This window comes from Nocardia transvalensis (genome assembly GCF_015477765.1).
GTDB classification, from domain to species: domain Bacteria; phylum Actinomycetota; class Actinomycetes; order Mycobacteriales; family Mycobacteriaceae; genus Nocardia; species Nocardia transvalensis_A.
The window spans coordinates 124257-148981 of the sequence record NZ_JADLQQ010000012.1 but is presented as its reverse complement, the minus strand read 5'-3'; the positions used below and the strand labels follow the sequence as shown (position 1 = coordinate 148981).

At 68.5% G+C, this 24725-nt stretch carries 24 protein-coding genes; 8 read left to right on the top strand and 16 right to left on the bottom strand.

The annotated features are described in order from the left end of the window. Positions 1-86 precede the first annotated feature (86 nt). From IU452_RS30885 to IU452_RS30860, 6 genes are all read right to left on the bottom strand, one after another. Positions 87-1262, bottom strand: coding sequence for a sensor histidine kinase (locus IU452_RS30885; RefSeq protein WP_195112733.1), 1176 nt, complete (start codon positions 1260-1262; stop codon positions 87-89). Between the two features lie 245 nt (positions 1263-1507). Continuing rightward, entirely contained in the window at positions 1508-3589 is a 2082-nt protein-coding gene (nrdE, locus tag IU452_RS30880; RefSeq protein WP_228819090.1) for a class 1b ribonucleoside-diphosphate reductase subunit alpha, read from the bottom strand. A gap of 62 nt (positions 3590-3651) precedes the next feature. Next, a complete protein-coding gene (gene nrdI, locus IU452_RS30875) occupies positions 3652-4101 on the bottom strand; it encodes a class Ib ribonucleoside-diphosphate reductase assembly flavoprotein NrdI (RefSeq protein WP_195112731.1) in 450 nt (149 codons plus the stop codon). Positions 4102-4297: 196 nt separating this feature from the next. Continuing rightward, positions 4298-4531, bottom strand: coding sequence for a redoxin NrdH (locus tag IU452_RS30870; RefSeq protein ID WP_195112730.1), 234 nt, complete (start codon positions 4529-4531; stop codon positions 4298-4300). A 408-nt stretch (positions 4532-4939) separates the two neighbouring features. Beyond that, the gene (ykgO, locus tag IU452_RS30865) at positions 4940-5062 is read right to left on the bottom strand and encodes a type B 50S ribosomal protein L36 (RefSeq protein WP_036504093.1); all 123 of its coding nucleotides are present in this window, start codon (positions 5060-5062) and stop codon (positions 4940-4942) included. A gap of 426 nt (positions 5063-5488) precedes the next feature. Further along, positions 5489-6055 (bottom strand): NAD(P)H-dependent oxidoreductase, encoded by a 567-nt coding sequence (locus tag IU452_RS30860; protein WP_195112729.1) that lies wholly within the window; start codon positions 6053-6055, stop codon positions 5489-5491. Positions 6056-6197: 142 nt separating this feature from the next. Between IU452_RS30860 and IU452_RS30855 the strand changes: the two genes are divergently transcribed. Then, positions 6198-6821 (top strand): TetR/AcrR family transcriptional regulator, encoded by a 624-nt coding sequence (locus IU452_RS30855; protein WP_195112840.1) that lies wholly within the window; start codon positions 6198-6200, stop codon positions 6819-6821. A gap of 5 nt (positions 6822-6826) precedes the next feature. Further along, entirely contained in the window at positions 6827-7669 is an 843-nt protein-coding gene (gene nadE / locus IU452_RS30850) for an ammonia-dependent NAD(+) synthetase (RefSeq protein ID WP_195112728.1), read from the top strand. Positions 7670-7887: 218 nt separating this feature from the next. On the opposite strand, the gene IU452_RS30845 is transcribed toward nadE, so the two are convergent. The 4 genes from IU452_RS30845 to moaA all read right to left on the bottom strand — a co-directional run bounded on the left by IU452_RS30845 (position 7888) and on the right by moaA (position 11260). Then, the gene (locus IU452_RS30845; protein ID WP_195112727.1) at positions 7888-9117 is read right to left on the bottom strand and encodes an RNA polymerase sigma factor; all 1230 of its coding nucleotides are present in this window, start codon (positions 9115-9117) and stop codon (positions 7888-7890) included. 4 nt (positions 9118-9121) lie between these two features. Next, positions 9122-9844, bottom strand: coding sequence for a YciI family protein (locus IU452_RS30840; RefSeq protein WP_324192922.1), 723 nt, complete (start codon positions 9842-9844; stop codon positions 9122-9124). A gap of 122 nt (positions 9845-9966) precedes the next feature. Further along, positions 9967-10209 (bottom strand): MoaD/ThiS family protein, encoded by a 243-nt coding sequence (locus tag IU452_RS30835; protein WP_195112726.1) that lies wholly within the window; start codon positions 10207-10209, stop codon positions 9967-9969. Next, positions 10202-11260, bottom strand: coding sequence for a GTP 3',8-cyclase MoaA (gene moaA, locus IU452_RS30830; RefSeq protein ID WP_195112725.1), 1059 nt, complete (start codon positions 11258-11260; stop codon positions 10202-10204). The genes IU452_RS30835 and moaA overlap by 8 nt, the downstream gene beginning before the upstream one ends. Positions 11261-11346: 86 nt before the next feature. Here moaA and glp point away from each other — a divergent pair, with 86 nt between their 5' ends. Genes glp through IU452_RS30810 form a run of 4 tightly spaced genes read left to right on the top strand, consistent with a single transcriptional unit; the run spans position 11347 to position 14603 of the window. After that, entirely contained in the window at positions 11347-12552 is a 1206-nt protein-coding gene (gene glp, locus IU452_RS30825; RefSeq protein WP_195112724.1) for a gephyrin-like molybdotransferase Glp, read from the top strand. After that, positions 12549-13706 carry a bifunctional molybdenum cofactor biosynthesis protein MoaC/MoaB gene (gene moaCB / locus IU452_RS30820; protein WP_195112723.1) on the top strand — a complete coding sequence of 386 codons (1158 nt, stop codon included), beginning with the start codon at positions 12549-12551 and terminating at the stop codon, positions 13704-13706. Before glp ends, moaCB begins: the two co-directional genes overlap by 4 nt. Continuing rightward, the gene (locus tag IU452_RS30815) at positions 13699-14124 is read left to right on the top strand and encodes a molybdenum cofactor biosynthesis protein MoaE (RefSeq protein ID WP_195112722.1); all 426 of its coding nucleotides are present in this window, start codon (positions 13699-13701) and stop codon (positions 14122-14124) included. Before moaCB ends, IU452_RS30815 begins: the two co-directional genes overlap by 8 nt. 41 nt (positions 14125-14165) lie before the next feature. Beyond that, a complete protein-coding gene (locus IU452_RS30810) occupies positions 14166-14603 on the top strand; it encodes a Clp protease N-terminal domain-containing protein (RefSeq protein WP_195112721.1) in 438 nt (145 codons plus the stop codon). Between the two features lie 27 nt (positions 14604-14630). Here IU452_RS30810 and IU452_RS30805 read toward each other — a convergent pair whose 3' ends face one another. Further along, entirely contained in the window at positions 14631-15680 is a 1050-nt protein-coding gene (locus IU452_RS30805; protein ID WP_195112720.1) for an isopenicillin N synthase family dioxygenase, read from the bottom strand. Next, on the bottom strand, positions 15661-17028 hold the full coding sequence (locus IU452_RS30800) for a solute carrier family 23 protein (RefSeq protein WP_195112719.1): 1368 nt from the start codon (positions 17026-17028) through the stop codon (positions 15661-15663). Before IU452_RS30800 ends, IU452_RS30805 begins: the two co-directional genes overlap by 20 nt. 202 nt (positions 17029-17230) lie before the next feature. Between IU452_RS30800 and pucL the strand changes: the two genes are divergently transcribed. Continuing rightward, complete coding sequence (gene pucL / locus IU452_RS30795) at positions 17231-18151, top strand: factor-independent urate hydroxylase (RefSeq protein ID WP_195112718.1); 921 nt, start codon at positions 17231-17233, stop codon at positions 18149-18151. Between the two features lie 97 nt (positions 18152-18248). Here pucL and IU452_RS30790 read toward each other — a convergent pair whose 3' ends face one another. From IU452_RS30790 to IU452_RS30775, 4 genes are all read right to left on the bottom strand, one after another. Next, complete coding sequence (locus IU452_RS30790; RefSeq protein ID WP_195112717.1) at positions 18249-20000, bottom strand: helix-turn-helix domain-containing protein; 1752 nt, start codon at positions 19998-20000, stop codon at positions 18249-18251. 94 nt (positions 20001-20094) lie between these two features. After that, positions 20095-21159: a CobW family GTP-binding protein gene (locus IU452_RS30785; protein WP_324192920.1), complete on the bottom strand. Its 1065-nt coding sequence runs from the start codon at positions 21157-21159 to the stop codon at positions 20095-20097. Positions 21160-21269: 110 nt separating this feature from the next. Beyond that, positions 21270-23330 carry an N-acetylmuramoyl-L-alanine amidase gene (locus IU452_RS39675; protein ID WP_195112716.1) on the bottom strand — a complete coding sequence of 687 codons (2061 nt, stop codon included), beginning with the start codon at positions 23328-23330 and terminating at the stop codon, positions 21270-21272. A 179-nt stretch (positions 23331-23509) separates the two neighbouring features. Next, on the bottom strand, positions 23510-24079 hold the full coding sequence (locus tag IU452_RS30775) for a sigma-70 family RNA polymerase sigma factor (protein WP_195112715.1): 570 nt from the start codon (positions 24077-24079) through the stop codon (positions 23510-23512). A gap of 178 nt (positions 24080-24257) precedes the next feature. Between IU452_RS30775 and IU452_RS30770 the strand changes: the two genes are divergently transcribed. Further along, positions 24258-24662: a hypothetical protein gene (locus tag IU452_RS30770; protein ID WP_195112714.1), complete on the top strand. Its 405-nt coding sequence runs from the start codon at positions 24258-24260 to the stop codon at positions 24660-24662. Positions 24663-24725: the final 63 nt, after the last annotated feature.

Genomic DNA, 24725 nt, shown 5'->3' with positions numbered 1-24725 from the left:
GCCGCCCGCCCCTCGGCGAACGCTGCCACCTGCGGAATCGGCGAACCACCGCAGCTGACGCACACTCTCTGCACGCAGTTTACTGCTCAATCACTTCCGACGCGCCGCCGGGGCGAAATCGTCGATCGAGGCGGGCGGGGCGGGGCGGGTCGCACCGCGGGCAGCGTGACGATCATGGTGAGCCCGCCGCCCGGGGTGTCATCCGGTGTGAGCCCGCCGCCCATGGCTTCGACCAACCCGCGGGCCAGGGCCAGTCCCAGGCCGATCCCGGTCTGGTTGTCGCGATCGTGCAGCCGGTGGAACGGCTGGAAGATCCGTTCCCGCTGCGCCGCCGGGATTCCCGGGCCGTGGTCGATCACCCTGATCTGCACCGCATCGTCGAACGCGCTCGCGGTGACCAGGACCCCGCTGTCGCCGGGCGCATAGTGCAGCGCGTTGCGGATCAGGTTGGTCAGCGCCCGATCGAGCAGGGCCGGGTCCACCGCCGCCTGCGGCAGTTCGGCGGCCGCGCGCATCCGCACGGCGATCGCGGCCGGACCCAGGTCGGCGATGGTCGACTCCAGCATCTCGGTGACATCGACCGGACGGGCCGCGACCGGGAGCGTTCCGGCGCGCAGTCTGCTCAGCGCCATCAGGTTGTCGACCAGCCCGTCGAGTTTGCGCAGCGACACCGACGCCACGTCGAGCAGATCGCGGCGCTGGTCCTCGCTGGGGTGCACGTCGTCGCTGGCCAGCCCGTCGACGGCGGCCAGCGCGGCGGCCAGCGGCGTGCGCAGATCGTGCCCCATGGCCGTCAGCAGCGCGGTGCGCACCCGATCGGTCTCCGGCACGGCACCCACCGCGTCGACCGGACCCACGGCGCTTCGGGACCGCCGGATCACGCGTTCGATCAGCGCGTCGAGCACCGCACCGGCCACCAGATAGCCGACCAGGAGCAGCACATTCTCCGGATCGGCCACCGCGAACGAATGGATCGGCGGCGCGAAATAGTAAGCGAGCAGCAGAAATCCGGCGACGCTCGTGATCAGCGCCGGAAGCCGCCCACCCACCAGCGACACGGCGGCGACGGAGAACAGGAAGACGAGAATGTCGCCCAGCAGCGACAGCTCCGCGCGCAGCGCGACCAAGATCCCGGTCAGCACCGGCAATGCCACCGCGGCCACCGCGAATCCGGCCGCGCGCCGCCGCCAATCCACCGGCGCCACGTATCCGCGCCCGATCCCGGCCAGGGCGCCCAAGCGCGCGGTCAGTGTCGCTCTCACGGTCGCCTCCCTGGCACGGCTCGCACGGCCGACGCGACGGGCGGTGCCCTCCTCGCGCCGCAGCACCGGCGTCATGCCGGGCCACCACCATCCTGACCGGCGAGAACGCCTCGATCACGCACCCGAACGAAATCCTGACGGAGTGTTGATGCCGAAATAACGGACGAGCCGGACATGCCGCCGAACGCGGTGACGACGAGGGGCGCCTCCGGCGAGACCGGAAGCGCCCCTGGCACAACGATTTTCTACAGCATGCAGCTCACGCAGCCCTCGACCTCGGTGCCCTCCAGCGCCATCTGGCGGATGCGGATGTAGTAGAGGGTCTTGATGCCCTTGCGCCAGGCGTAGATCTGAGCCTTGTTGACGTCGCGGGTGGTGGCGGTGTCCTTGAAGAACAGCGTCAGCGACAGGCCCTGGTCCACGTGCTGGGTGGCCGCGGCATAGGTGTCGATGATCTTCTCGTAGCCGATGTCGTAGGCGTCCTCGAAGTAGTCGAGGTTGTCGTTGGTCATATAGGGCGCCGGGTAGTAGACGCGCCCGATCTTGCCTTCCTTGCGGATCTCGATCTTCGACGCCACCGGGTGGATGGAGCTGGTGGAGTGGTTGATGTAGGAGATCGAGCCGGTCGGCGGCACGGCCTGCAGGTTCTGGTTGTAGATGCCGTGTGCCATGACCGAGGCCTTCAACTCCCGCCAGTCGTCCTGGGTCGGGATGTGCACGCCGGCGTCGGCGAAGATCTGCCGCACCCGGTCGGTCTTGGGCTCCCACGCCTGATCGGTGTACCTGTCGAAGTACTCACCGCTGGCGTACTTCGACTCCGGGAAGCCGCCGAAGTACTGCCCGCGCTCGATGGCGAGCTTGTTCGACGCCCGGATCGCGTGATAGGCGATCGTGTAGAAGTAGATGTTGGTGAAGTCGACGCCCTCGTCCGAGCCGTAGTAGATCCGCTCGCGCGCCAGGTAGCCGTGCAGGTTCATCTGGCCCAGGCCGATGGCGTGGGATTCGTTGTTGCCCTGCTCGATCGAGGGCACCGAGTAGATGTGGGTCTGATCCGACACCGCGGTCAGCGCCCGGATCGCGGTCTCCACGGTCTTGCCGAGGTCCGGCGAGTCCATGGTCTTGGCGATGTTGAGCGAACCCAGGTTGCAGGAGATGTCCTTGCCCACTTTGGCATAGGACAGATCGTCGTTGTAGATCGACGGGGTGGAGACCTGCAGGATCTCCGAGCACAGGTTCGAGTGGGTGATCTTGCCCTTGATCGGGTTGGCCCGGTTCACCGTGTCCTCGAACATGATGTACGGGTAGCCCGACTCGAACTGCAGCTCGGCGATGGTCTGGAAGAACTCGCGGGCGTTGATCTTCGACTTGCGGATGCGCTTGTCGTCGACCATCTCGTAGTACTTCTCGGTGACGTCGATATCGGCGAACGGCACACCGTAGATGCGCTCGACGTCGTAGGGCGAGAACAGGTACATGTCCTCGTTGCGCTTGGCCAGCTCGAAGGTGATGTCGGGAATCACCACGCCCAGGCTCAGCGTCTTGATGCGGATCTTCTCGTCCGCGTTCTCGCGCTTGGTGTCGAGGAAGCGGTAGATGTCGGGGTGGTGGGCGTGCAGGTACACCGCGCCCGCGCCCTGCCGCGCGCCGAGCTGGTTGGCGTAGGAGAACGAATCCTCCAGCAGCTTCATGATCGGGATGACGCCCGAGGACTGGTTCTCTATCTTCTTGATCGGCGCGCCGTGCTCGCGAATGTTGCTCAGCAGCAACGCGACTCCGCCGCCGCGCTTGGACAGCTGCAGCGCCGAGTTGATGGAGCGCCCGATGGACTCCATGTTGTCCTCGATGCGCAGCAGGAAGCACGACACCGGTTCGCCGCGCTGCTTCTTGCCGGAGTTGAGGAAGGTCGGGGTGGCGGGCTGGAAGCGGCCCGCCATGATCTCGTCGACCAGTTCCCGGGCCAGCTGCTCGTCACCGGCGGCCAGGGTCAGCGCGACCATGCACACCCGGTCCTCGAAGCGCTCCAGGTAGCGCTTCCCGTCGAAGGTCTTGAGGGTGTAGGAGGTGTAGTACTTGAACGCGCCGAGGAAGGTCGGGAACCGGAACTTCTTGGCGTATGCCTGCTGGAACAGCTTCTTCACGAACGCCCGGCTGTAGCGGTCGAGGACCTCGGGCTCGTAGTAGTTCTCCTCGACGAGGTAGTCGAGCTTCTCGTCGAGGTTGTGGAAGAAGACGGTGTTCTGGTTGACATGCTGCAGGAAGTACTGGCGCGCGGCCTCGCGATCCTTGTCGAACTGGATCTCGCCGTTCGGACCGTACAGGTTCAGCATCGCGTTGAGGGCGTGGTAATCCAGGCCCTCGGTGGCGGAGGAGTCGCTGCTCACCGGACGCTCTAGGCGGGCCGTCTTTCCGGCCGGTGCTGTTGTCGTTGCCAAAACAATCCCAATCCCTCTCGGACGCGCTCGACGTCCTCGGCGGTTCCCATGAGTTCGAAGCGATACAGGTAGGGCACCCCGCATTTGCGTGAGATCACTTCTCCCGCATAGCAGTACGTATCGCCGAAGTTGGTGTTGCCGGCCGCGATGACGCCGCGCAACAGCGCACGATTATGCGGATCGTTGAGGAACTTCGCCACCTGTCGGGGCACGAATTCCTTGTCGGATCGACTGCGACCCAGGACATGCTTACCGCCCCCGTAAGTAGGGCAGATCAGCACGTAGGGTTCGTCGACGCGAAGCGACTCGGCAGTGTGGAGCGGAATGCGAGAAGCCGGGAGACCCAGCTTCTCGACGAAGCGGTGCGTGTTCTCCGACGCGCTCGAGAAGTAGACCAGATTCGGCACCGGTACCACTCCCCCTTTCTCGTCGGCGGGCGATCAGACTGTCACCATGCCTGCGCTGAGGCCCTCTCTGCCTTAGCTAAGGCCCTCGCATGCCTGCGCTAAGGCTTTCGCATGCCTGCGCTAAGGCTTTCGCATGCCCGAGCTAAGGCTTTCGCATGCCTGCGCTAAGGCTTTCGCGTGCCTGAGCGCGAAGCGATCAGGCCGCCGCGGACACCAAAGACTTGATACGGTCGGGGCGGAAGCCGGACCAGTGCTCGTCGCCGGCGACGACGACGGGGGCCTGCAGGTAACCCAGCGCCATGACGTAGTCGCGCGCCTCGGGGTTCTCGGAGATGTCGATGACCTCGTAGTCCACACCGGCCTTGTCGAGGGCCCGGTAGGTGGCGTTGCACTGAACACAAGCGGGCTTGGTGTAGACGGTGATGGTCATAGGTGTCCCTCTCTCCTTGCCTTGTCCGGTATGCAGTGCACGACTGAAAGCAAGATCCCACGTAACTGCGCAAACCCCTGGAAGTGGTCCGGAACCCCCAGGTCGCGTGACCGCGACCGACTCGGAGCCCGCGTCGTCCTCCAGTGCCGTAGACACTACACCTAGTGGCCGACAGATTCATCCAACACGACATGTTGCGAGTCACAAAGGTGAAATTCGATCGGCGTAAGTACCTGGACAGTCGATTCGCAACCCGACACGACAGTGGCACAGATCACGATTTCGTGTCACAGCTCTCTCCCAGCAAACTCTCCTGCCCCACTCGTCACAGCCGCCCCAGGAGTCCCCCGACACACAGAAGGGCCGCCCCGCCCACCATGGACGAGACGGCCCTCCTCCAGCGTGTCGTCAGCCCTGACGAGCCTTGAACCGCGGCTCCTTCTTGTTGATCACATACGTCTTCCCCCGCCGCCGCACCACCTGCGCCCCCGGCTTGTCCTTCAACGAACGCAACGAGTTCCGCACCTTCATGCCAATCACCTCCGAAATGAAAACGATTTTCATAGTCTATACATTCCGAGAGCAGTGAAAGACCCTCGCCCCGGCGCTGGCGCGCCGGGGCGAGGGAACCAGAAGCACCGCCGAGGCGGGAAACGGGAGCGCTACGCGGGAGACGGGTGCACCACGTGTCAGGCGGGAGCACCACGCGGGAACGGGAGCACCACGCGGGAACGGGTGCACCACCCGGGAAACGGGTGCACCACCCGACAGACGGGAGCACCACGCGACAGACGGGAGCACTACCCGGGAAACAGGAGCACCACCCGGCAGACGGGAGCACATTCGGGAAACGGGAGCGCCACAAGGACCTGCGGCCTTCCCCAACCTCAATTCGCGACTGCGCCGCTACTGCATCCCTGTCCCCGGCGCGCCAGCGCCGGGGACAGGGCACGAACATCAAGCAGTGACGCTCGCCCGTGCCGCTTCGACCAACTCGTGGACGGCGGCGGCCAGTTCGGTGAGGGCCTCGGCATCCTCGCGGGGGTGGGCCTCGGCGAAGCGCTGGCTGATGGTGCCGAAGTGCAGGTGGGCGCTCTCCACCACCGAGGCGCCGGCGACGTTGAGGGCCTTGACCGTGTCGCCATGTGACCACTTGGCGGCGTTCTGGCTGATCGAGGCGCTGATCACGGCGGAGGGCTTGGCCTTGATCGAGCCGGAACCGTAGGGCCGCGATGCCCAGTCGATCGCATTCTTCAGCGCGGCCGGGATGGTGCCGTTGTACTCCGGGACGAAGAACAGCAAACCATCGGCGGCGGCGACGGCCTCGCGCAACGCGGTCGCCGTCGCGGGCTCGCTACCGGCAACGTCGATGTCCTCGTTGTAGAAAGGGATGTCGCCGAGGCCCTCGAAGATGACGACCTCGACGCCCTCCGGGGCGGTCTGCGCGGCCGCCTCGGCGAGCTGCCGGTTGAACGACCCGGCGCGCAGGCTACCGACGAGAGCGAGAAGGCGAGTCTGGGACATGGTCACTCCTTGTGCAGTGGGCGGTGGGTTCCGCTGTCATGTCACAATAACCGGACCATGGTCCGCTTCATTCCCCGCCGCTAGGTAGTCCACTGTGAGCCGTGACACATCAGAGCCGCCCACGTCGCTTCCGATCGAGGCGATCTCGAGGGCGCACCCGCACAGCGAGCTCGGCACACCGCTGCCGGTGGCCGAGCCCGCCGAGCGCAGCGACGCCGCCCGCAACCGGCAGTTGCTACTGGACGCCGCCGAACAGCTCGTGCGCGAGCACGGTGCCGACGCGGTCACCATGGACGCGGTGGCCAAGCGCGCGGGCGTGGGCAAGGGCACGGTGTTCCGCCGCTTCGGCAACCGCGCCGGGTTGATGAGGGCGCTGCTGGACCAGTCGGATCGAAAACTGCAGGCCGCCTACATCTTCGGGCCGCCGCCGCTGGGTCCGGGGGCGCCGCCGGTGGAGCGGCTGGTGGCATTCGGACGGGCCCGGCTGGCCGATATCGAGGTGGAGGGCGAGGTGCGCCGCGCCGCCGACGAGCACGGCCGATTCGCCTCGGCGCCCTACAACATCGCCAAAACGCATGTGGTGCTGCTGTTGCGGCAGGCCAGGGCGCACGGCGAGATCCCGCTGCTGGCCGATACCCTGCTGGCCGCGGTGGACGCCACGCTGGTGCTGCATCAGATCCAGGCCCTCGGCTACACCCTCGATCAGATCGGCGATCACTGGGAACGGTTGGTCCGCACGCTCGCGTCGCCGCCCCCAGTAAAGTGACGATCATGGGGAATCTGCGCGAACGGATCATCGCCGAATTGGGTGTCCAGCCGGTCATCGAGCCGAAGGTGGAGGCGCGCCGGCGCATCGATTTCCTCAAGGACTATCTCAGGTCCACGCCCGCAACGGGTTTCGTGCTCGGCATCAGCGGCGGCCAGGACAGCACGCTGACCGGACGGCTGTGCCAGCTGGCCGCCGAGGAACTGCGGGCCGAGGGCCGCGAGGCGACCTTCGTGGCGGTGCGGCTGCCCTACGGCGTGCAGGCCGATGAACAGGACGCGCAGATCGCGCTGCGGTTCATCCGCCCGGACCGCTCGATCGAGGTGAACGTGAAGCCGAGCGCGGACGCCGTGGCCGCGGAATCGGCGCTGGGGCTGCGTGAGCTGCTGGTCGAACAGCCGCAGCTGCGGGATTTCGTGCGCGGCAACATCAAGGCCCGCGAGCGCATGGTCATCCAGTACTCCATCGCGGGCCAGCTGAACCTGCTGGTGGTCGGCACCGACCACGCCGCCGAGGCCGTCACCGGCTTCTTCACCAAATACGGCGACGGCGGCGTCGACGTCACCCCGCTCACCGGCCTCACCAAACGCCAGGGCGCGGCCCTGCTCCAGGAACTGGGCGCCCCACCGAGCGTCTGGCAGAAAACCCCCACCGCCGACCTCGAGGACGAACGCCCCGCCCTCCCCGACGAGGTAGCCCTCGGCCTCAAATACGCCCAAATCGACGACTACCTCGAGGGCAAAGACGTCCCCCCGGAAATCTCCGCCCGAATCGAGTCGATCTTCCACATGACCCGCCACAAGCGCGCCCTCCCCGCCACCCCCTTCGACACCTGGTGGCGCCCCTAACCCACCCCACCCGCACCCCTTACCGACACCCGCACCCCCTCCAGCGCCTGAAACGAGTGCGCCTGCGAAGAAAGGGTGCGGCTGCCCTAGACCCCGGCGGGAGCACACCAACCCAGTCGCACCCCTTGTGTGCAGCCGCACCCCCTCCAGGGCCTGTAACGGGTGCGGCTACGAAGAAAGGGTGCGGCTGTCGTGGGGCCGGCGCGAGGGGGCGGTGCTCAGGGTGGGTCGACTTCGGTGAGGCGGCGGTGGAGGAAGTTGCGGACCTGGGGGTTGGTGGTTTGGGTGAGGGCCAGGCGGTAGTGGGTGGCGGCGGCGGGATACTGGCCCGCGCGGCGGAGTAGGTCGGCGCGGGTGGTGGCTACCAGGTTTGTTCCGGTGAGGCGGGGGTGGTCGGCGATTTCGTTCAGGGCTGCCAGGCCCTGGTCGAAGCCGTGGAGGAAGCCGACGGCTACCGCGCGGTTCACCAGTACGGCGGGTGAGGTTGTGTAGTGCAGTAGTTCGTCGTAGGCGGAAACCACGGCCTGCCAGTCGGTTTCGGCGAAGCTGGGGGCGATTGCATGTGCTCCCGCGATCCGCGCCTGGGCCAGATACGGTCCGCTGCCGCCCTGTTCGGATGCCGACACCAGACAGCTCAGGCCCGCCCGGATCTTGGCCCGGTCCCAGCGGGAACGGTCCTGCTCCTCCAGCGGCACCAGTTCCCCTGCGGCGGAACGCCGTTCGGCGCGGCGGCTGTCGTTCAACAGCATCAGCGCCAGCAGGGCGCGGGCCTCCGGTTCGTCCGGCAGCAGCCCGCACAGCAGCCGACCCAGCCGAATTGCCTCGTCGCACAGCTCGTCCCGCACCGCCGAGGGCCCCGACGTCGCGAAATAGCCCTCGCTGAACACCAGGTAGATGCACGACAGCACGCTCGGCAGCCGTTCGCCGAGCAGATGCGCGGGCGGCACGCGCAGCGGAATCCCGGCCTGCCGGATCTTCGCCTTGGCCCGGCTCAACCGCTGTGCCACGGTGTGTTCGGGCTGCAGAAAGGCCCGGGCGATCTCCGCGGTCCGCAGCCCGCACACCAGCCGCAGGGTCAGCGCGACCCGCGATTCGGCGGACAGAGCGGGATGACAGCAGGTGAAGATCATCCGCAGCTGGTCGTCCGGGATCGGTGACACCTCGGGTTCCTCGGTCGGCGCGGCCTCTCGGCTCGCGGTGTATTCCTTTGCCGCCCGGGCGGATTCACGCCGGAGGCGATCCAGGGCGCGGTTGCGGGCCGCGGTGGTGATCCAGGCGCCCGGATTGGCGGGCGGACCGGAGGCGGGCCAGGTGCGCAGCGCGTCGGCGAACGCGTCCTGGACCGCGTCCTCGGCCAGGCCGATATCGCCGACCAGGCGGGCGACGGTGGCGAGGGCCCGGCCGAATTCGGCCCGGTAGACGTCGTCGAGATAGTCGGCCGAGCCCATCGCGTCAGTCGTCGAGATCCACGATCCGGCGGACCTCGGTGCGCCCGGTGGGACCGATCGGGATCTGCGCGGCGAGATCGATCGCCTGTTTCTCATCGCGCGCCGCCAGCACGTACAAGCCATCGACGATCTCCGCGGATTCGGCGAACGGCCCGTCGCTGAGCAGCAATTCACCCTCGCGCACCCGCACGGTGGTGGCGGTCGTGGGCGGATGCACAGCGCCCCCGCCGCGGATGGCCGCCCCCGCCTTCTCGGCGAACCGTTCGTGTTCGACGATGGCCGCCTTCCACTCCGGAGTGTCGGGCACGATCACCGCCTCGGGCTTCTCCCACAGCAGCGCGAGCCAGCCGTCCGCGCCGAGGTCCTTCGGTGCGTCCCACTGCACCATCGGCCGCACCTCCACCGTGCCCTGCTCCGCCGCGGGCAGCTGCCGCGCGAACTGGATGGCATCGTCGAGATCGGCACAGTCGAAGACGTAGAAGCCGCCGACCACCTCGGCCTGTTCGGTGAACGGACCGTCGGACACCAGGGTCTCGTCCTTCGGCCGCCGCAGATGGACCGCCGTGGCCGCCGGATACAGCGCGTGCCCGCCCGCGACCGCGCGGCCTGCCCGCTCCTCGAATTCGGCGTAGCGCGCGACCTCGGCGGCGAATTCCGGGGTGTCGGGCCCGGGGGTCGAGCCGTCCTCGCGTGCGAACATCAGCGCCAGGTAGTGCATGTCCGTCATCCTTCCTCGTCGCGGAGGAGTCCGGTACTCCTCTCACCCTGACGACGAACGCAGGTGCGCAGTTTCTACATCGGCGGCGAAGATTTTTTGGGCTGTTCGCGCGTTGCCGGAGGGATATCCGCCTATCCGCCCGCGAAAGGTGGCAGCACGTCCACACGGGAGGTGAGCGGGGTGGCCCCGTCTCGGGTGAGTTCGTCACCGACGAGGAATGCGCAGACCTTCAGCATCGGGTCGAGGCCGGGACCGTACGTGGTGGTCAAGGTCCGGCGCAGATCGGCGATGGTGGCGTCGGCGGGAAGGTCGAGCCGTTCGCTGTCCTTGCCGACCGCGTCGGCGATCGCGGCGAAATAGCGGACCTCAACCACCGATGGCTCCCATCGTTCGTTCCGGGGGCACGAAGCCGTCGGCGTCGATGCCGTGCCCGGCCCATTTGTTCCACATCGCGCCGCGCCACAGGGTGGCCAGCTCGTCGTCGCTCGCACCCGCCCGCAGCGGCGTGCGCAGATCGTATTCCTGATCGCTGAACAGGCAGGAGCGGATCATGCCGTCGGCGGTCAGGCGGGTGCGGTCGCAGTCGCCGCAGAATTTACGGGTCACCGACGCGATGATGCCGACGGTGGCCGGGCCGCCGTTCACCAGCCAGTTCTCCGCCGGGGCCGCGGGATCGGGGCGGCCGATCTCGGTCAGGGTGAACCGTGTGCCGAGCACATCCAGCAGTTCGGCGGCGGTGACCATATTCGCCCGCGCCCATTCGTGGTCGGCGTCGAGCGGCATCTCCTCGATGAACCGCAGCTCGCACCCCTCGTCCAGGCACCACTGCAGCAGATCGGGTGCGCCGGACAGGGTTTCGCGCATGAGCACCGCATTCACCTTGACCGGGGCCAGGCCCACCCGCTGGGCGGTGCGGATTCCGGCCAGCACCGACTCGAGCCGGTCACGGCGGGTGAGCCGGGCGAAACCGGTGCGGTCGACGGTGTCCAGGGACACGTTCACGCGGCCCAGCCCCGCGCGCGCCAGCGCGGCCGCGCGATGCTCGAGGCCGACGGCGTTGGTGGTCATGGCCAGCGGAACCTCGGGCACGGCGGCGCGGCAGCCGGCGATGATCTGCTCCAGGTCGCGGCGCATGAGCGGCTCACCACCGGTGAACCGGACCTCGTGCACCCCCAGCTCGCGCACGGCCAGCGCGACGACCCGCACGATCTCCTCCGCCGAGAGCAACTCGTCGGCGGGAATGGCGGGCAGACCCTCCTCGGGCATGCAGTATGTACAGCGCAGCGAGCACTTCTCGGTGATGGACACCCGCAGGTCGCGGGCCACCCGCCCGAAGCGATCGACCAAATAGGGAGTGTCGGGCCGCCCGTCGAGCCGAGGCTGCTTGCCTCGCACAGCGGGAATGCCCATCACAACCACGGTCACGGCACCCATTATTGCCACCTTCGCCGACATGTGCTTCGGAGGAAGCTACGAACCTGGCCCGCACCTGCGGCGATTAGGCTGGCGGCATGGATACCCGGCCCGCTACCGCCACGGCCCGGTCGGTCGACGACCACCGCCGGCGCGTGGAGCAATTGCTGCGCCCGCTCGCGCTGCGCGATGTCGACGACGTCGCGATGACCGATGCGCTGGGCCGATTGCTCGCCTCGGACGTCCGGGCGCCGGTGGACCTACCGGTGTTCCGCAATTCCGGGATGGACGGATATGCGGTGCGTGCCGAATCGGTGGCCGTGACGCCGGTGACACTGCCGCTGGCCGGAGTGGTTGCGGCCGGGCAAGCGGGGCAGACGCCGCTGCCCGCGGGCGCGGTGATGAAGGTGATGACGGGTGCGCCGATCCCGCCGGGCGCCGACTGCGTGGTGCCGGTGGAGGACACTCGCGCCGACGACACGACCGTCACCATCGAGCGCGGCCGCACGGCGGGTGATTTCGTCCGGGAACCGGGGACCGATGTGCGCGCGGGGGACCTGCTGGTGTCGGCCGGGACACTGCTCGCACCCCGGCACATCGCGGCACTGGCGGCGGTCGGGCTGGCCACGCTGCCGGTGTTCCGGCGCGTGCGGGCGGCCGTGCTCACCACCGGCGACGAGCTGATGCCCGCCGGTACGCCGTTGCAGCCCGGGCAGATCTACAACTCCAACGGCATCGCGCTGGGGGCCGCGCTGGCGGCCAACGGTGTCGAGGTGGTCTCGGTCGAGCACAGCCGTGACGATGCGGCGGAGTTCGGCGCGAAACTGTCCGCGGCCGTCGAATCCGCCGATGTGGTCTTCACCTCCGGCGGGGTGTCCAAGGGCGATTTCGAGGTGGTCAAGGACGTGTTGGCCGCGCGCGGTGGGGAATTCGGCGCGGTGGCGGTGCAACCCGGTGGGCCGCAGGGGGTGACGGTCGTCGACGGTGTTCCGGTGCTGAGCTTCCCGGGCAACCCGGTGAGCACGATGGTGTCGTTCGAGGTATTCGCCCGGCCCGTGCTGCGCGAGCTGTCCGGCCTGCTGACGATCGCGAAAGCCGATGTGACACTGCTGGATTCGGTGCGCTCACCGGCGGGACGCAGGCAGTTCCTGCGTGGTCGGCTGGCGGCCGACGGGGTGGCGCTGGCGTCGGGACCGGGATCGCATCTGGTGGCCGCGATGGCGCAGGCCGATGTGCTGATCGATGTTCCGGCGGAGACCACCGAACTGGCGGCGGGCGCGATTGTGAAAGTCTGGGAGCTATGAGCGAGTTGTCGCATGTCGATGCCGAGGGCCGCGCACGCATGGTCGACGTGAGCGCCAAATCCGACACCACCCGGGTCGCGGTCGCCGCCGGGGAGCTGCGCACCACCGCCGAGGTGGTCGAGCTGGTGCAGGCCGACGACATGCCGAAGGCCGACGTGCTGACCACCGCCCGCCTCGCCGGGATCTCGGGCGCGAAGAAGACCTCCGAGCTGATTCCGCTGTGCCATCAGCTGGCGCTGTCGTCGGTGCAGGTGCACTTCGGTTTCACCGAGGAATCCATCACCATCGAGGCCACCGCGAAGACCAAGGGGCCCACCGGAGTCGAGATGGAGGCGCTCACCGCCGTCGCCGTCGCCGGGCTCACCCTGCACGACATGGTGAAAGCAGTGGACCCGGCAGCCGTGCTCAGCGGTGTGCGGCTTCTGACGAAAGACGGTGGCAAGCACGGCCATTGGGAACGCCCCGAGGGGCACCCCGGAGACACTGAGGCGCAAGCTGTTTCGCACTCGCACGTCGCGACCGTGAGCCGTGAAACCGATGCACAGCACGCCCGCGATGCACAGCACACCCACGCCCCGACCACAACCACGGGCCCAGCCACAACCACGGGCCCAGCCACAACAACCACCACGTCCGCAGCCCCGGCTGCAGCGACAGGCCCGGCCGCAACCGCAGAAGGCTCGCGGACTGCCGTGGTCGTCGTCGCGTCCACCGGCGCGGCGGCCGGTACTCGCGTGGACAAGACCGGGCCGGTACTCGTGGAATGGCTTGTCGGACGCGGTTTCTCGGTGCGCGGGCCGCTGGTGTACGCCGACGCCGACATCGCGGCCGGGCTCGCGGATGGTTTGAGCGGCGAACCGGGCCTGGTGATCACCACCGGCGGCACCGGCGCCTCTCCCACCGACTCCACCCCCGAGGCCACCTTGGCCGTGCTGGACCGGGAACTGCCCGGCGTGGCCGAAACCATTCGCCTGCGCGGCACCGCCACCTTCCCGCTGGCCGCCCTCAGCCGCGGCGTCGCGGGTCTGGCGGGCCACACGGTCGTCATCAACCTGCCCGGCTCGCCTGGCGGTGTGCGTGACGGGATCGCCGTGCTGGAACCCCTGCTGGACCACCTGCTGGCCCAGGTCGCCGGAGGAGGCAGCCATGACTGACCCGGTCCGCTCGGCGCGCATGAGCGATCAGCCGTTGCGTCCCGACGAGGTCGAGCAGGCGGTGACCGGCCCGGAATACGGCGCGGTGGTGGTCTTCACCGGCAAGGTCCGCAATCACGATGGCGGGCAGGCGGTCTCGGCCCTGGAATACTCCGCACATCCGCAGGCCGAACAATTCCTGCGGCGCGTCTGCGCCGAGGTCGCCGAATCCTCGGGCCTGCCCGTCGCCGCCGTTCATCGCGTTGGCGACCTCACCGTCGGCGATCTCGCCATCGTGGTCGCCGTGGCCGCACCACACCGCGCCGAGGCCTTCACCACCTGCGCGGATCTGGTCGACCGGATCAAACACGAGGTCCCCATCTGGAAGCGCCAGCTGTTCGCCGACGGCCTGTCGGAGTGGGTGAACGCCTGCGGGTGACGCCGCTTGTCGCGCAGACCGTTCGACGCCATGATCGGATGATGACACCCTCGAACGAGGCGCTCACCGTGACGCCACGCGCCCACTGGGTCCTCGGCTATGCGGAGGCGGTGGCCCGCGAGCGCGCGCACACCGGCGTCGGGCCCGAGCACATCCAGTTGGCCATCCTGTACAACCCGTACTCGATACCCACGAAGGTGCTGGCCGTCACCGGAGTCGAGCCGGACGCCATCGCCGACACGTTGAGCGCGGCGATGAACTCCCCCGACTACCACCCACCGATCGAGCATCATGGAACCCTCATCGCCGCAGGCAATATCGCCCGTGCGTTGAAGCACGAGTTCATCGGCGTCGAACACCTGCAACTGGCGATCCTGGGCAATCGCGAGTGCCTGGCCACCCGAGAGCTGGAGCGAGCGGGAGTACACCCCGGCGACTTCGAGGAAGCCCTCCGGACGAAAATACGTGCCTACCGTTGACGGAGGCGAAGTCCGCTGCAGCAGAGGCTATTCCAGTGCGGAGTGGACGCGGGCGGCCTCGCGGCGGGCATTCGGGTTGATCCGGCCCTGGCGGGAACCGGCGAGCTTGGCGGCGATGTGGTCGCGAACCATGATGGGTTCGTAGGCGTAACCGTCGGCGCCGATATGGCTGGGCAGGGTGGCGATCACCGCGTCGGCGTTGCCGTCGTGGAAGAACGCGGCCGAGCGACGGCGCCTGATCGTGCCGTCGACCAGTGGCGGTTTCACCCGATGCAGGGTCGACAGCCACCGATCATTGGTGAGGCGGGCGGTCAGATCGCCCAGATTCACCAGCAGCGCACCGGGTTCCGGGACCACGTCGTGCCAGCGGCCGTCGCCGCCGAGCACCTGCAGGCCCGGGACGCGATCGGCCCACAGCACCGTCACGATGCCGAAATCGGTGTGCTCGCCCATCCCGATCAGCTCGCCCACCTCGACCCTGGTGCCCGGGGGCAGCGCATAGTTGTTCATGCGCAGCACATCGATCGAATGGTCGGTGAGGGCGGAGAAGAAGTCCGGCTCCAGTCCGAGCGCGGCGGCGAAAATGGTGGTGAGCGTGCGGGCCACCCGGGCGGCATGGCCGAAGTAGGTCTGGACCGCGGCCTCGAAACCGTCGACGTCGGGCCATACATTGAGGCCGTAGTCGTCCTCGGACAGTCCCAGCCCGGCGAACGACCGGGCCTCGACACCCACATTGAACGCCTCGAAGAAATCGTTCATCCGCGCGGCCGATTCGATACCCACGGTCAGGCTCAGCGACTCGCTCTTGGGCGGGCTGTAGCCGCGATTGGCACCGGTGACGCGGTAGGAATTCTTGAACTCCGGTGCGCTGCCGAAGAGCCCGTCCATGGCCCGGGCAAGCCCCGCCTGCACGTCGTCGGGGATGCCGTGACCGAGAATCTGCAGGAAACCCACGTGGGCGCAGGCGTCATCCACCTCGCGCACCACGCGATCACGCTCGGCGTCGGTACCGCCGCCGACGAAGGCGGTGATATCGACGACGGGCACCTCGAACGCATCAGGCTGCGACGGCGTCATTGGATTCTCCTGCGGCAGTCGTTGTTTCGGCCGTGGTGCGGCGGGCGAAGACGCCGACCCGGGTATGGTTGAACAACATATTGAGCGCGAAGGATGTGACCGCGGCGAGGGTGATACCGCTGGTGAGCAGGATCTGCGCGGCGGACGGGAACTTGTCGAACATACCCGGGGTGAGGACGGGTATCAGGCCCACACCTATCGACACCGCCACGATCGTGAAGTTCACCCGATCACCGAGATCGGCCTTGCGCAGGGTATCGATGCCGACGACGGTGATGGTGGCGAACAGCACCAACCCGACGCCACCGACGACGGGGCCGGGTACGGCGGCGACCACCGCACCGAACCGCGGAAGCAGGCCCAGCACAACGAGAATCACGCCGCTGACCGCGGTCACATAGCGGCTGAACACCCGCGTGGTGGCGACCGCGCCGACATTCTGATTGAAGATGGTGTCGACGAAGGAGCTGAACACACCGGCAAGCACCGCCGACACCCCATCCCCGGCCAAACCGCGCGCGATATCGCCGCGTCCGAGCCGCTTTCCGGTGATCTCGCTGATCGCCAGCAGGCTGGCCGTCGATTCGGCGAACACCACCGCGATCGCCACGCTCATCGCCACCACACCGGCGATCGGAAACTGCGGTGCACCGAAGTAGAACGGATGCGGCAACCCGAACCAGGCCGCCCCCGACACCTCGCCCAGCTGCATCAGCCCCAGCGGAATCGCCAGCACCACACCGCAAATCAGCGCCACCAGCACCCCCAGCTGCGACCACACGCCCCGGGCCAGGCAGGTGAATCCGACCGCGATCGCCAGCACCACCGCGGCAACCGCGATACGGGCCGGGTCACCGAACGAGGCGTCCTGCGGATCGGTGCCCACGACCAGCCCGCCCGCGACCCCGATCAGCGAGATCCCGACCACGGTCAGCACCGTGCCCGACACCAGGGCCGGAAAGAACCGCACGATCATCGCGAACGGCCAGGCCAGCGCGACACCCACCAGGCCGCCGATCAGCATCGACCCGTACACCGCGGGCAGGCCGTACTCTTTCGCGATGAGGATCATCGGGGTCAGCGCCACGAAGGTGGCTCCGCAGATGATCGGCAATCGAGCGCCCACCGCCCGGCCGATCCCCAGGCTCTGCACGACGGTGATCACTCCGGCCACCAGCAGGTCGGCGCTGATCAGAATGCCGATCGTGGGCCGGTCCAGCCCGACGGCCGCGCCGAAGACCAGGGGTACGGTGACGCACCCGGTATACATGATGAGCACGTGCTGGATGCCGAAAAGCAGCAGCTGCGACATCGGCAACCGGGCGTCGACGGACTGTGGTGTTGCCATGGGGACTCCGTCCGAGCAGGAGGATCGATCACTCGATCCTCACGGTAGAGCGCCCGCCGGGAGGCGGGAATTGTCCGAAAAACCAAAACGAGGGTGGGCCGGCGCGCCGGATTTGGCGGCCCTACAGGCCCGGTCCGGCCCGCGGTGGGCCAGAGTGAACACCGAGCAATCGTCGAGCTTCCCGCGAGGCACAGGAGTGAGCATGTCCGATCCGACCGGCAAAATCGTCCTCGGCCCGAATCAGTACGGCAAGGCCGAGAACCGGGTGGTGCGCATCTACCGTGACACCGACCGGCACGAGATCCGTGACCTCAATGTGTCGTCGTGTCTGCGCGGCGACTTCGGCCCCGCGCATGTGGACGGCGATCAAGCCACGGTGCTGCCGACCGATTCGCAGAAGCAGACCATCTACGCCTACGCCAAGACCCACGGCGACGGCAGTATCGAGGACTACGGCTCGGCGCTGGCGCGGCATTTCGTCGACGACATCGCCCCCGTGCGCTCGGCGCGCATCGAGATCGAGGAGTACTCCTGGGAGCGGGTGCAGGCGCAGGGCCGCCCGCACGACCACACCTGGACGCGCACGGGGCCGGAGGTGCGGATCGCGGCGATCACGGTGCAGGGTCGCGGGCCGGAGCGGCGCGAGTGGGTGATCGGCGGGGTCAAGGATCTGGTGATCCTCAAGTCGACCGGATCGGAGTTCGAGGGCTTCCTCACCGACCCGTTCACCGTGCTCGAGCCGACTCGGGACCGGGTGATGGCGACGAGCCTGGTGGCGCGCTGGCGTTTCGCCACCACACCCGCCGATTGGGACGCCACCTATGCCGGTATCCGGGCGGTGCTCGTGGAGAGGTTCGCCCTGTTGCAGTCGAAGGCGTTGCAGCAGACGCTGTTCGACATGGGCCGGGCGGCACTGGAGGCGTATCCGTGCCTGGCCGAGATCCGGTTGTCGGCGCCCAACAAACATCATTTCTCCTACGATCTCGCGCGATTCGGCATCGACAACTCCGGCGAGGTGTTCCATGCCGACGACCGTCCCTACGGGCTGATTCAGGCGAGCGTGCTGCGCGAGGACGCGCCCGACGCCGGAATCTCCTGGGACCCTTACACCGGCGCGGTGTAAGCGCTGTGTTCTATGGCCTCGCTCCGCTCGGCGTGTTCGCGGCCCCTGAGGCTCGTTTCTTCCCTCCTCCGCTCCTCCGCTTCGCTCCCCCGCTCCGTCAGTCCAGAAACGAGCCGGGCCGCGAACAGGCTTGTACCGCCAAGTAGAGGTCCAAGCGGTCGTCCAGGCGGCCCAGGTCGCGGCCGGTGAGTTCCTCGATGCGGCCGATGCGGTAGCGAACGGTGTTGAGGTGCAGGTGCATTCGGTCGGCGGCCTGCCGCCACGATCCGGCGCAGCCGAGGAAGACCTCGAGGGTGCGCAGCAGTCCCGCGCCGGTGCGGCGGTCGTAGTCGACCACCGGGCCGAGCACGCGCTCGGCGAAGCGGCGCTGCAGCTGGTCCGGGATCGTGGTGAACAGGCCGACGGCCGAGTCGACGTCGGCGACCCGGACACCCACCGGCTCGTCGTCGGTCGCGACCGCCGCGGCGACGGCGGAAGCGGCTGCGCCCGAGGGAGATTCGCCGCTGCGGCAGGCGCTCACACCGACCCGCAACCGTGCACCGCGCAGAACGGGGGCCAAGCGAGCGAGTCGACCGCGCAATGCGGCTGCGATGTCCTGCTCGGTCCCCGGCATCCACGCGACGATGCGGCCCTCCCTGTCGACATCCGTGCGGCAGCCGGGCAGGACGTCGTGGGCCAAGACGCGCAAGGCATCTCGGCTCACGACCGCCGATTCGCCCCGGCGCACATAACCGAAAGATGGTGCGACGCTGTCGATCGGGTCCGTTTCCACGAACTCCGCCCAGCGCCTCGAGCCCGCAGCACCTCGATCGGGCGCACCGACGCGGCCCGGCGCCGATCCCATCGGCTCCGCCGAACGAACCGGGGCCGTCCTGATGCCGGGCTGCACAAGCCGGGTGCTGCGGCCGCGCATCGGCGCGCCCCTCTCGGATGCGAGGTCGGGACGTCCGATTCCGGCAGTGGGATCGGCCGGCGGGCGTCCGGACGCGCCGAGCGACTCAGCAGCCTCGAAGACGGCGACGACCTCGTCGGAGGCGGGCTCGGCGGGGACGAGGTCGGCCATCTCCCAGCGCAGGCGCAGTCGTTCGACGTGGCGCATCCGGTACAGCTCCGTGACGGCGGCCAGGTCCGCCCCGAACTCGTCTTGCTCATCGGCTCCGGAGGTGTCGCGAATCACCAAGTACCAGCGCGAGATTCGGTCGCCCAGCCGTCCGCCGACCGGCCACACCCGATATCCGCCGGGCAGCGCCAGCGGGAGCCGAGGCGCCGACGCGGCCGCGGCGACCACGGCATCGATCTCCGTCTCCGACAGCGGGCTGGTCCCGGCCACCTCCATCCCCGTGGCGGTCAGCAACCACACCGAAACGCCGCAGTCGCGGGCGAATTCGGCGACCAGCTGGTGGATGTCCTGTCCGTCGGCCACCGCCGCCAGCAGCCGACGCTGCCGGGCGAGCCCGGATTTCGCGCGGCGCACCCGCAGGTCGGCATGGCGTCCGGCCAGATATTCGATGATGCCGCTGAACGGCGTGGTCTCCGGGGCCGCCAGCAGCGGCAGCCCGTGCCGGGCGCAGGCCGCCACCACATCGGCCGGGACGTGGCCGTGCAGCGATTGGCCCGCCGCCACCGCGACCGCCCCGGCGCGCGCCAGCAGGCCGATGTAGCGGTCACTGTCGTCGGGGCCGCGCCGCCACACCAGGCCGGTGCAGACCAGCGCGCCCGGGGTGACGAACGGCGTCGGGTCGGGCATATCGGTGACGCAGGCGCGCACCACGGCCCGGCCCAGCGCAGCGGCGTCACCGTGCAGCAACCGCAGGCTCAGCGGCTCCTCCACCAGGTCCCGCACCAGCACGGCACACCTCCGATCATCGGTAAGGACGTGCCGTCACCGTAGAACCGTGGTATTTCGCCGCTGTTTCGGCAATGTCACACAGGCCCGGCGGGAGCTACTCCGGGATCTCGGCGTATTCGAGGGTGTCGCTGAGTTCGCGCGGGACGTAGTGCCACACTCCCAGCAGGGTCTCGTCGTCGAGCGGGTCGGGGCCGATATGGGCGGTGTCGCGCAGGCGCGCCGTGACGGCCTCGGTGTCCAGGCCGGAGCCGATGAGCACCAGACAGGTCTCGTCGTCCGCGCGGGACGAGCGGGCGGGTTCGAAGACCAGATGGCGGCCTACCATGTGCAGCAGGAACTTTCGGTACTCGCCGCGTACGGCGAAGCTCACCTGCCCCTTCGCCCGGAACAGGCCGGTGGGCGGGTTCTCCAGAAATTCGATCAGCCGCCGGGGGTCGAGTTCGGTTGTGCTGGTGAAGGATACGCTGTCATAACCGTCGTGGAGATGATGGTGACCGTCGCCGTCGTGGTGGTCGTGAACGAACAGTTCGTCGAAACTGAGCTGTTCGGCGATCGGCGGTGCGGGGTGTTCGGGCGGGTCGAACAGCAGATGCGGGTCGATGCGGCCGTGCGTGGTCGCATGTATCGGCACCGAACCCACCAGCTCGTGGATCTCCCGCCGCAGCCCCGCCAACCGGTCGGCGGGCACGCGGTCGGCCTTGTTGAGCACCACCAGATCCGCCAGCCGCAGGTGGGTGGCCAGTTCCGGATGCCGGGCGCGGCTGTCGTCGAAGTGTTCGGCGTCGACCACCTCGAGCAGGCCGCCGTAGTGGATGCGCGGGTTGTCGCTGCCGATGACCATGCGGATCAGATTGCGGGGCTCGGCCAGACCGCTGGCCTCGACCACGATCACATCGATGCGGTTGCGCGGCTGTGCCAGGCGGTCGAACATATCGTCCAATTCGTTGACGTCGACCGCACAGCACACGCAGCCGTTGCCGAGCGACACCATGGCATCGACCTGCCCCGCCACCAGCATGGCGTCGATATTGACGGCGCCGAAGTCGTTGACCACCACCCCGATCCGCGCATCCCGCTGCCGCAGTAGATGATTCAGCAGCGTCGTCTTCCCGGCTCCGAGAAATCCGGCCACGATCAGTACAGGAATGCCCCGATCCACCCGGCCCACCTTACCGCCCGCCACCACCGGGCTATCTGGCCACCGCAGGCGTCCCCACCCTGCCCGGTCGGAGGTGGGGACGTCGGTGACCTGCGCCCGTGGCAGGGGCGCTACTTCACCCAGGGGGAAATGAGCGTGGCAACCAGGTTGTAGGCCAGGTTGATCAATTCGGAGTTGACCACGTCGTCGCCCAGGCCCAGCGATTTGGCCAGCGGCAATAGCATACGCATGGCCGTCGTGGCGAGCGTCCCGACCGCCGCCGCGGTATCGGGCTGCCCACCGGCCCCGGGCTGGGTCTGCGTACCCGGCAGCGGCGAGGTGCCGGGCCCGGTCGCACCGGGCTGGTTCTGCGAGTAGGCCCCCGGCGTCCCACCGGGTGCCGGTACCACATAGCCGGGAGCGGTGCCATTCGGCTGCGGGAGCGTACCGATCCCCGGCGAGCCGTCCGGCGAGGTCCGCGCCCAGTCCCGCGGATCGGCAGGAATCGAGCTGTCGGGCGTGGCCGATGCGCTCGGCACGGCACCGGGCGACGCGGGCACAGCGCCCTGCGGGCCCATCGGGACCACCTGACCGTTCGTCCCCTGTGCGGACACTCCCGGCACGGCCTCCACCTGCGCCCCAGGCACCGAGTTGGCTTGCGTCCCAGGGCCGGAGCCCGCCTGCGCCCCGGGCACCGCACTCGTCGGCGCCCCAGGCACGGCACCTGCCTGCGAACCGGGCACCACATTCACCTGCGAACCGGGCACGCCGTCCGCCTGCGTCCCGGGCACGGCGCCCGCCTGCGCTCCAGGTACCGCATTCGCTTGCGCCCCAGGCAGGGCGTTCGTCTGTGCGCCGGGCACCGTATTCGACTGCGAGCCAGGCACACCGGACGCCTGTGCCTCGGGTACCGAATTCACTTGGGCCCCAGGCACGGCCTCAACCTGCGAACCGGGCACCGAATTCGCCTGCGCTCCAGGTACACCGGTCGCTGTTCCAGGCACGGCGTTCGGCTGTGCACCGGGGGCCGTATTTGTCTGCGCACCAGGCACCGCGCTCGTCTGCGAACCGGGCACGCCGTTCACCTGCGCCCCGGGCACGGCGCCCGCCTGCGCTCCAGGCACCGAATTCGCTTGCGTCTCAGGCACGGCCTCAACCTGCGAACCCGGCACCGAATTCGCCTGCGCCCCAGGCACGGCCTCAACCTGCGCTCCGGGCACTGGGTTCGGGTGTGCGCCGGGGGCCGGATTTGCCTGTGCGGCGGGCGCGCCGTTTACCTGTGTTCCAGGCAGGGCGTCGGGCTGTGGGCCGGGGAGCGAATTCGCTGGTACTGCTGGGGGTTGGGGGGCCGCGGCGCGGCCGTCTGCCGAACCTGTGGGGGCGGGGGTGCCGGGGAGGGGGATGTTGAGGAGGTAGCTGACCAGGCCCGTTGTGATGGTTATGGCGTGTTTGAGCTGGCCGTCGGGGGATTCCAGGAGTTTGGCGTCCTCGGAGTTGGCGCCGTTGCCCATCTCCAGGAAGACGTCGGGCACTTGCGTCAATGCGGGACCGGCGACGTCGGCACGGGTCTGCAGGCCGTCGACGGTTCCGCCGTAGTCGGCGGCCTGGAAACCGGCCTGGCGGTAGGCGTCGCGCATCACCTTGGTCGCGGCCAGGCCCGCGCCGGACTGTGCGCGGTCGGCCGCGGCGTCCGGGATCGGCAACTGGGGCACGATGAGGTGGAAACCTCGCGCCTGGGCCGGTGCACCGTCGGCGTGAATGCTGACGGCGAGATCGGCGCCGGATCGGTTGGCCGCGGCGGCCCGCTCATCGATGCAGCCGCCCCAGCCGGTGTCGTCGTGACGGCTGAGCACCACCCGCGCGCCCAGCGCCTCCAGCGACTGCTTGACCAGCTGGGACACATTCCAGTTGATGGTGTGTTCCGGCACGCCGTTCACGGTGGTCATGCCGGTGGTCTGACATGCCTTGGTCCCGCCGCGGCCGTCGCCGACGGGGCGATCGAGATTTTCGGTGTGGTTGGGCCCCTGATGGCCGGGATCCAGGAATATCGTCTTACCAGCGAGCTTGCTCGCCATATCCGGCGACGAGGGCGCGGCGGAGGTGACCGCCGGGACCAACCCGGCGGCGGTGGCGAAGGCCGCCAGCGCGGCGGCTAGGGAAAGACCGGACCTGATGACGCTTGGCTGCTTCATGTGCGGACGGCGCACCCGATTGGGGCGCCCCTCCCTTCCCACTAGTAACATCAAACCCAGTGGTTCACTCTGACAACGTCAGTATCACACACGGGAGGGGGTTACCGAAGCGGTACCGCCGATCGGGTGTGTCGACGATGGCGGCAGTCAGATGTTCCCGCTGGTCAGCCGAGAAAAATTCAGGCCCCTAGGGGTAACTTCCGCAGTGACCGCAGCGCGTAGTGCACGCGCGTCTTCACCGTCCCGACCGGAACTCCCAGGTCGGCGGCCACATCCTGATAGGCCCGGTCGTGCAGGATCACCTGGATGACGGCATCGCGCTGCGGATCGGGCAGGCCGGCCAGCAGATCGGCGACCAACATCGCGTCGGCGAGCGCCTCGGTGAAATCCGGCCGAGGCCACCGCAGATCGGCCCATTCCTCGGCCTCGTCCCAGCTGGTTTCGGCCGGACGTACCGCTCGCATGCGGGAGATATCGGTCAGCACGTTGCGCTCGATCGACAGCAGCCAGGTGCGAACGCTGCCCTTGCCGGGGTCGTAGGTGGCACAGGCCCGCCAGGCTCGCAGCAGGGTTTCCTGCACCGCATGCTCGGCCAGGCCGGCATCGCCGAGCCGGTGCACCGCCCGCCAGTGCAGCAGTCCTTGGTCGGTGGCGAGCACCGCGGCGAGCCCGGCCTCGGTGCACAGTCGCGCGCAGCGCGGGGAGCACGGGGGAACGCTGGCGCGGGAGGCGGGCCGTAGACCACTCATGCCAGGAATATCGCGGGAACTCCCCCGAACGACATCGGCTCGCGCAGCGAAATTTTTCGATTCCGCCGAATCGGGCCAATTGCGCGCCCACTTCTGATAGACCCACTCCCGGAAGACGCGGGGAGCTTCCGCGGGCTCGGACGATACGGGTCCGCACGCTAGATCGAGGAGGACCGCCGTGCGTGGACGCACGCTTGCGATCGCGGGAGCCATGGCGTCCGCGGCAACATTGTTCGGATCCGGAATCGCCGCGGCCGACCCGGCGACGACCATCCCCGGTGATGGGCTGTATCGGGTCGGTGTCGACATCCAGCCCGGTATCTATCAGGCGGCCGGGTCCGACGACCCGGACCACGGCTGTTACTGGCGGCGCATGCGCCACATCATGCAGCCCGGCGACTACAACGACCCGAACCACTACATCATCGCCAGCGACTTCACCCATACTCGCCCGGTCCGCACCCTGATCAAGCCCACCGACGTCGCCTTCGAAACCACCAACTGCGGCGCTTGGGTCATGGTTCCGCCGCCCCCGAACACCGGCTCCTACGGTCCCGGAGGGATCTTCGGCAGCGAGTACTGAGTCCCGGCCGAAAGCGCGCCGGGAACGGGTGGGTGGCCACGCAGGGATGGGGGCCCCAACCCG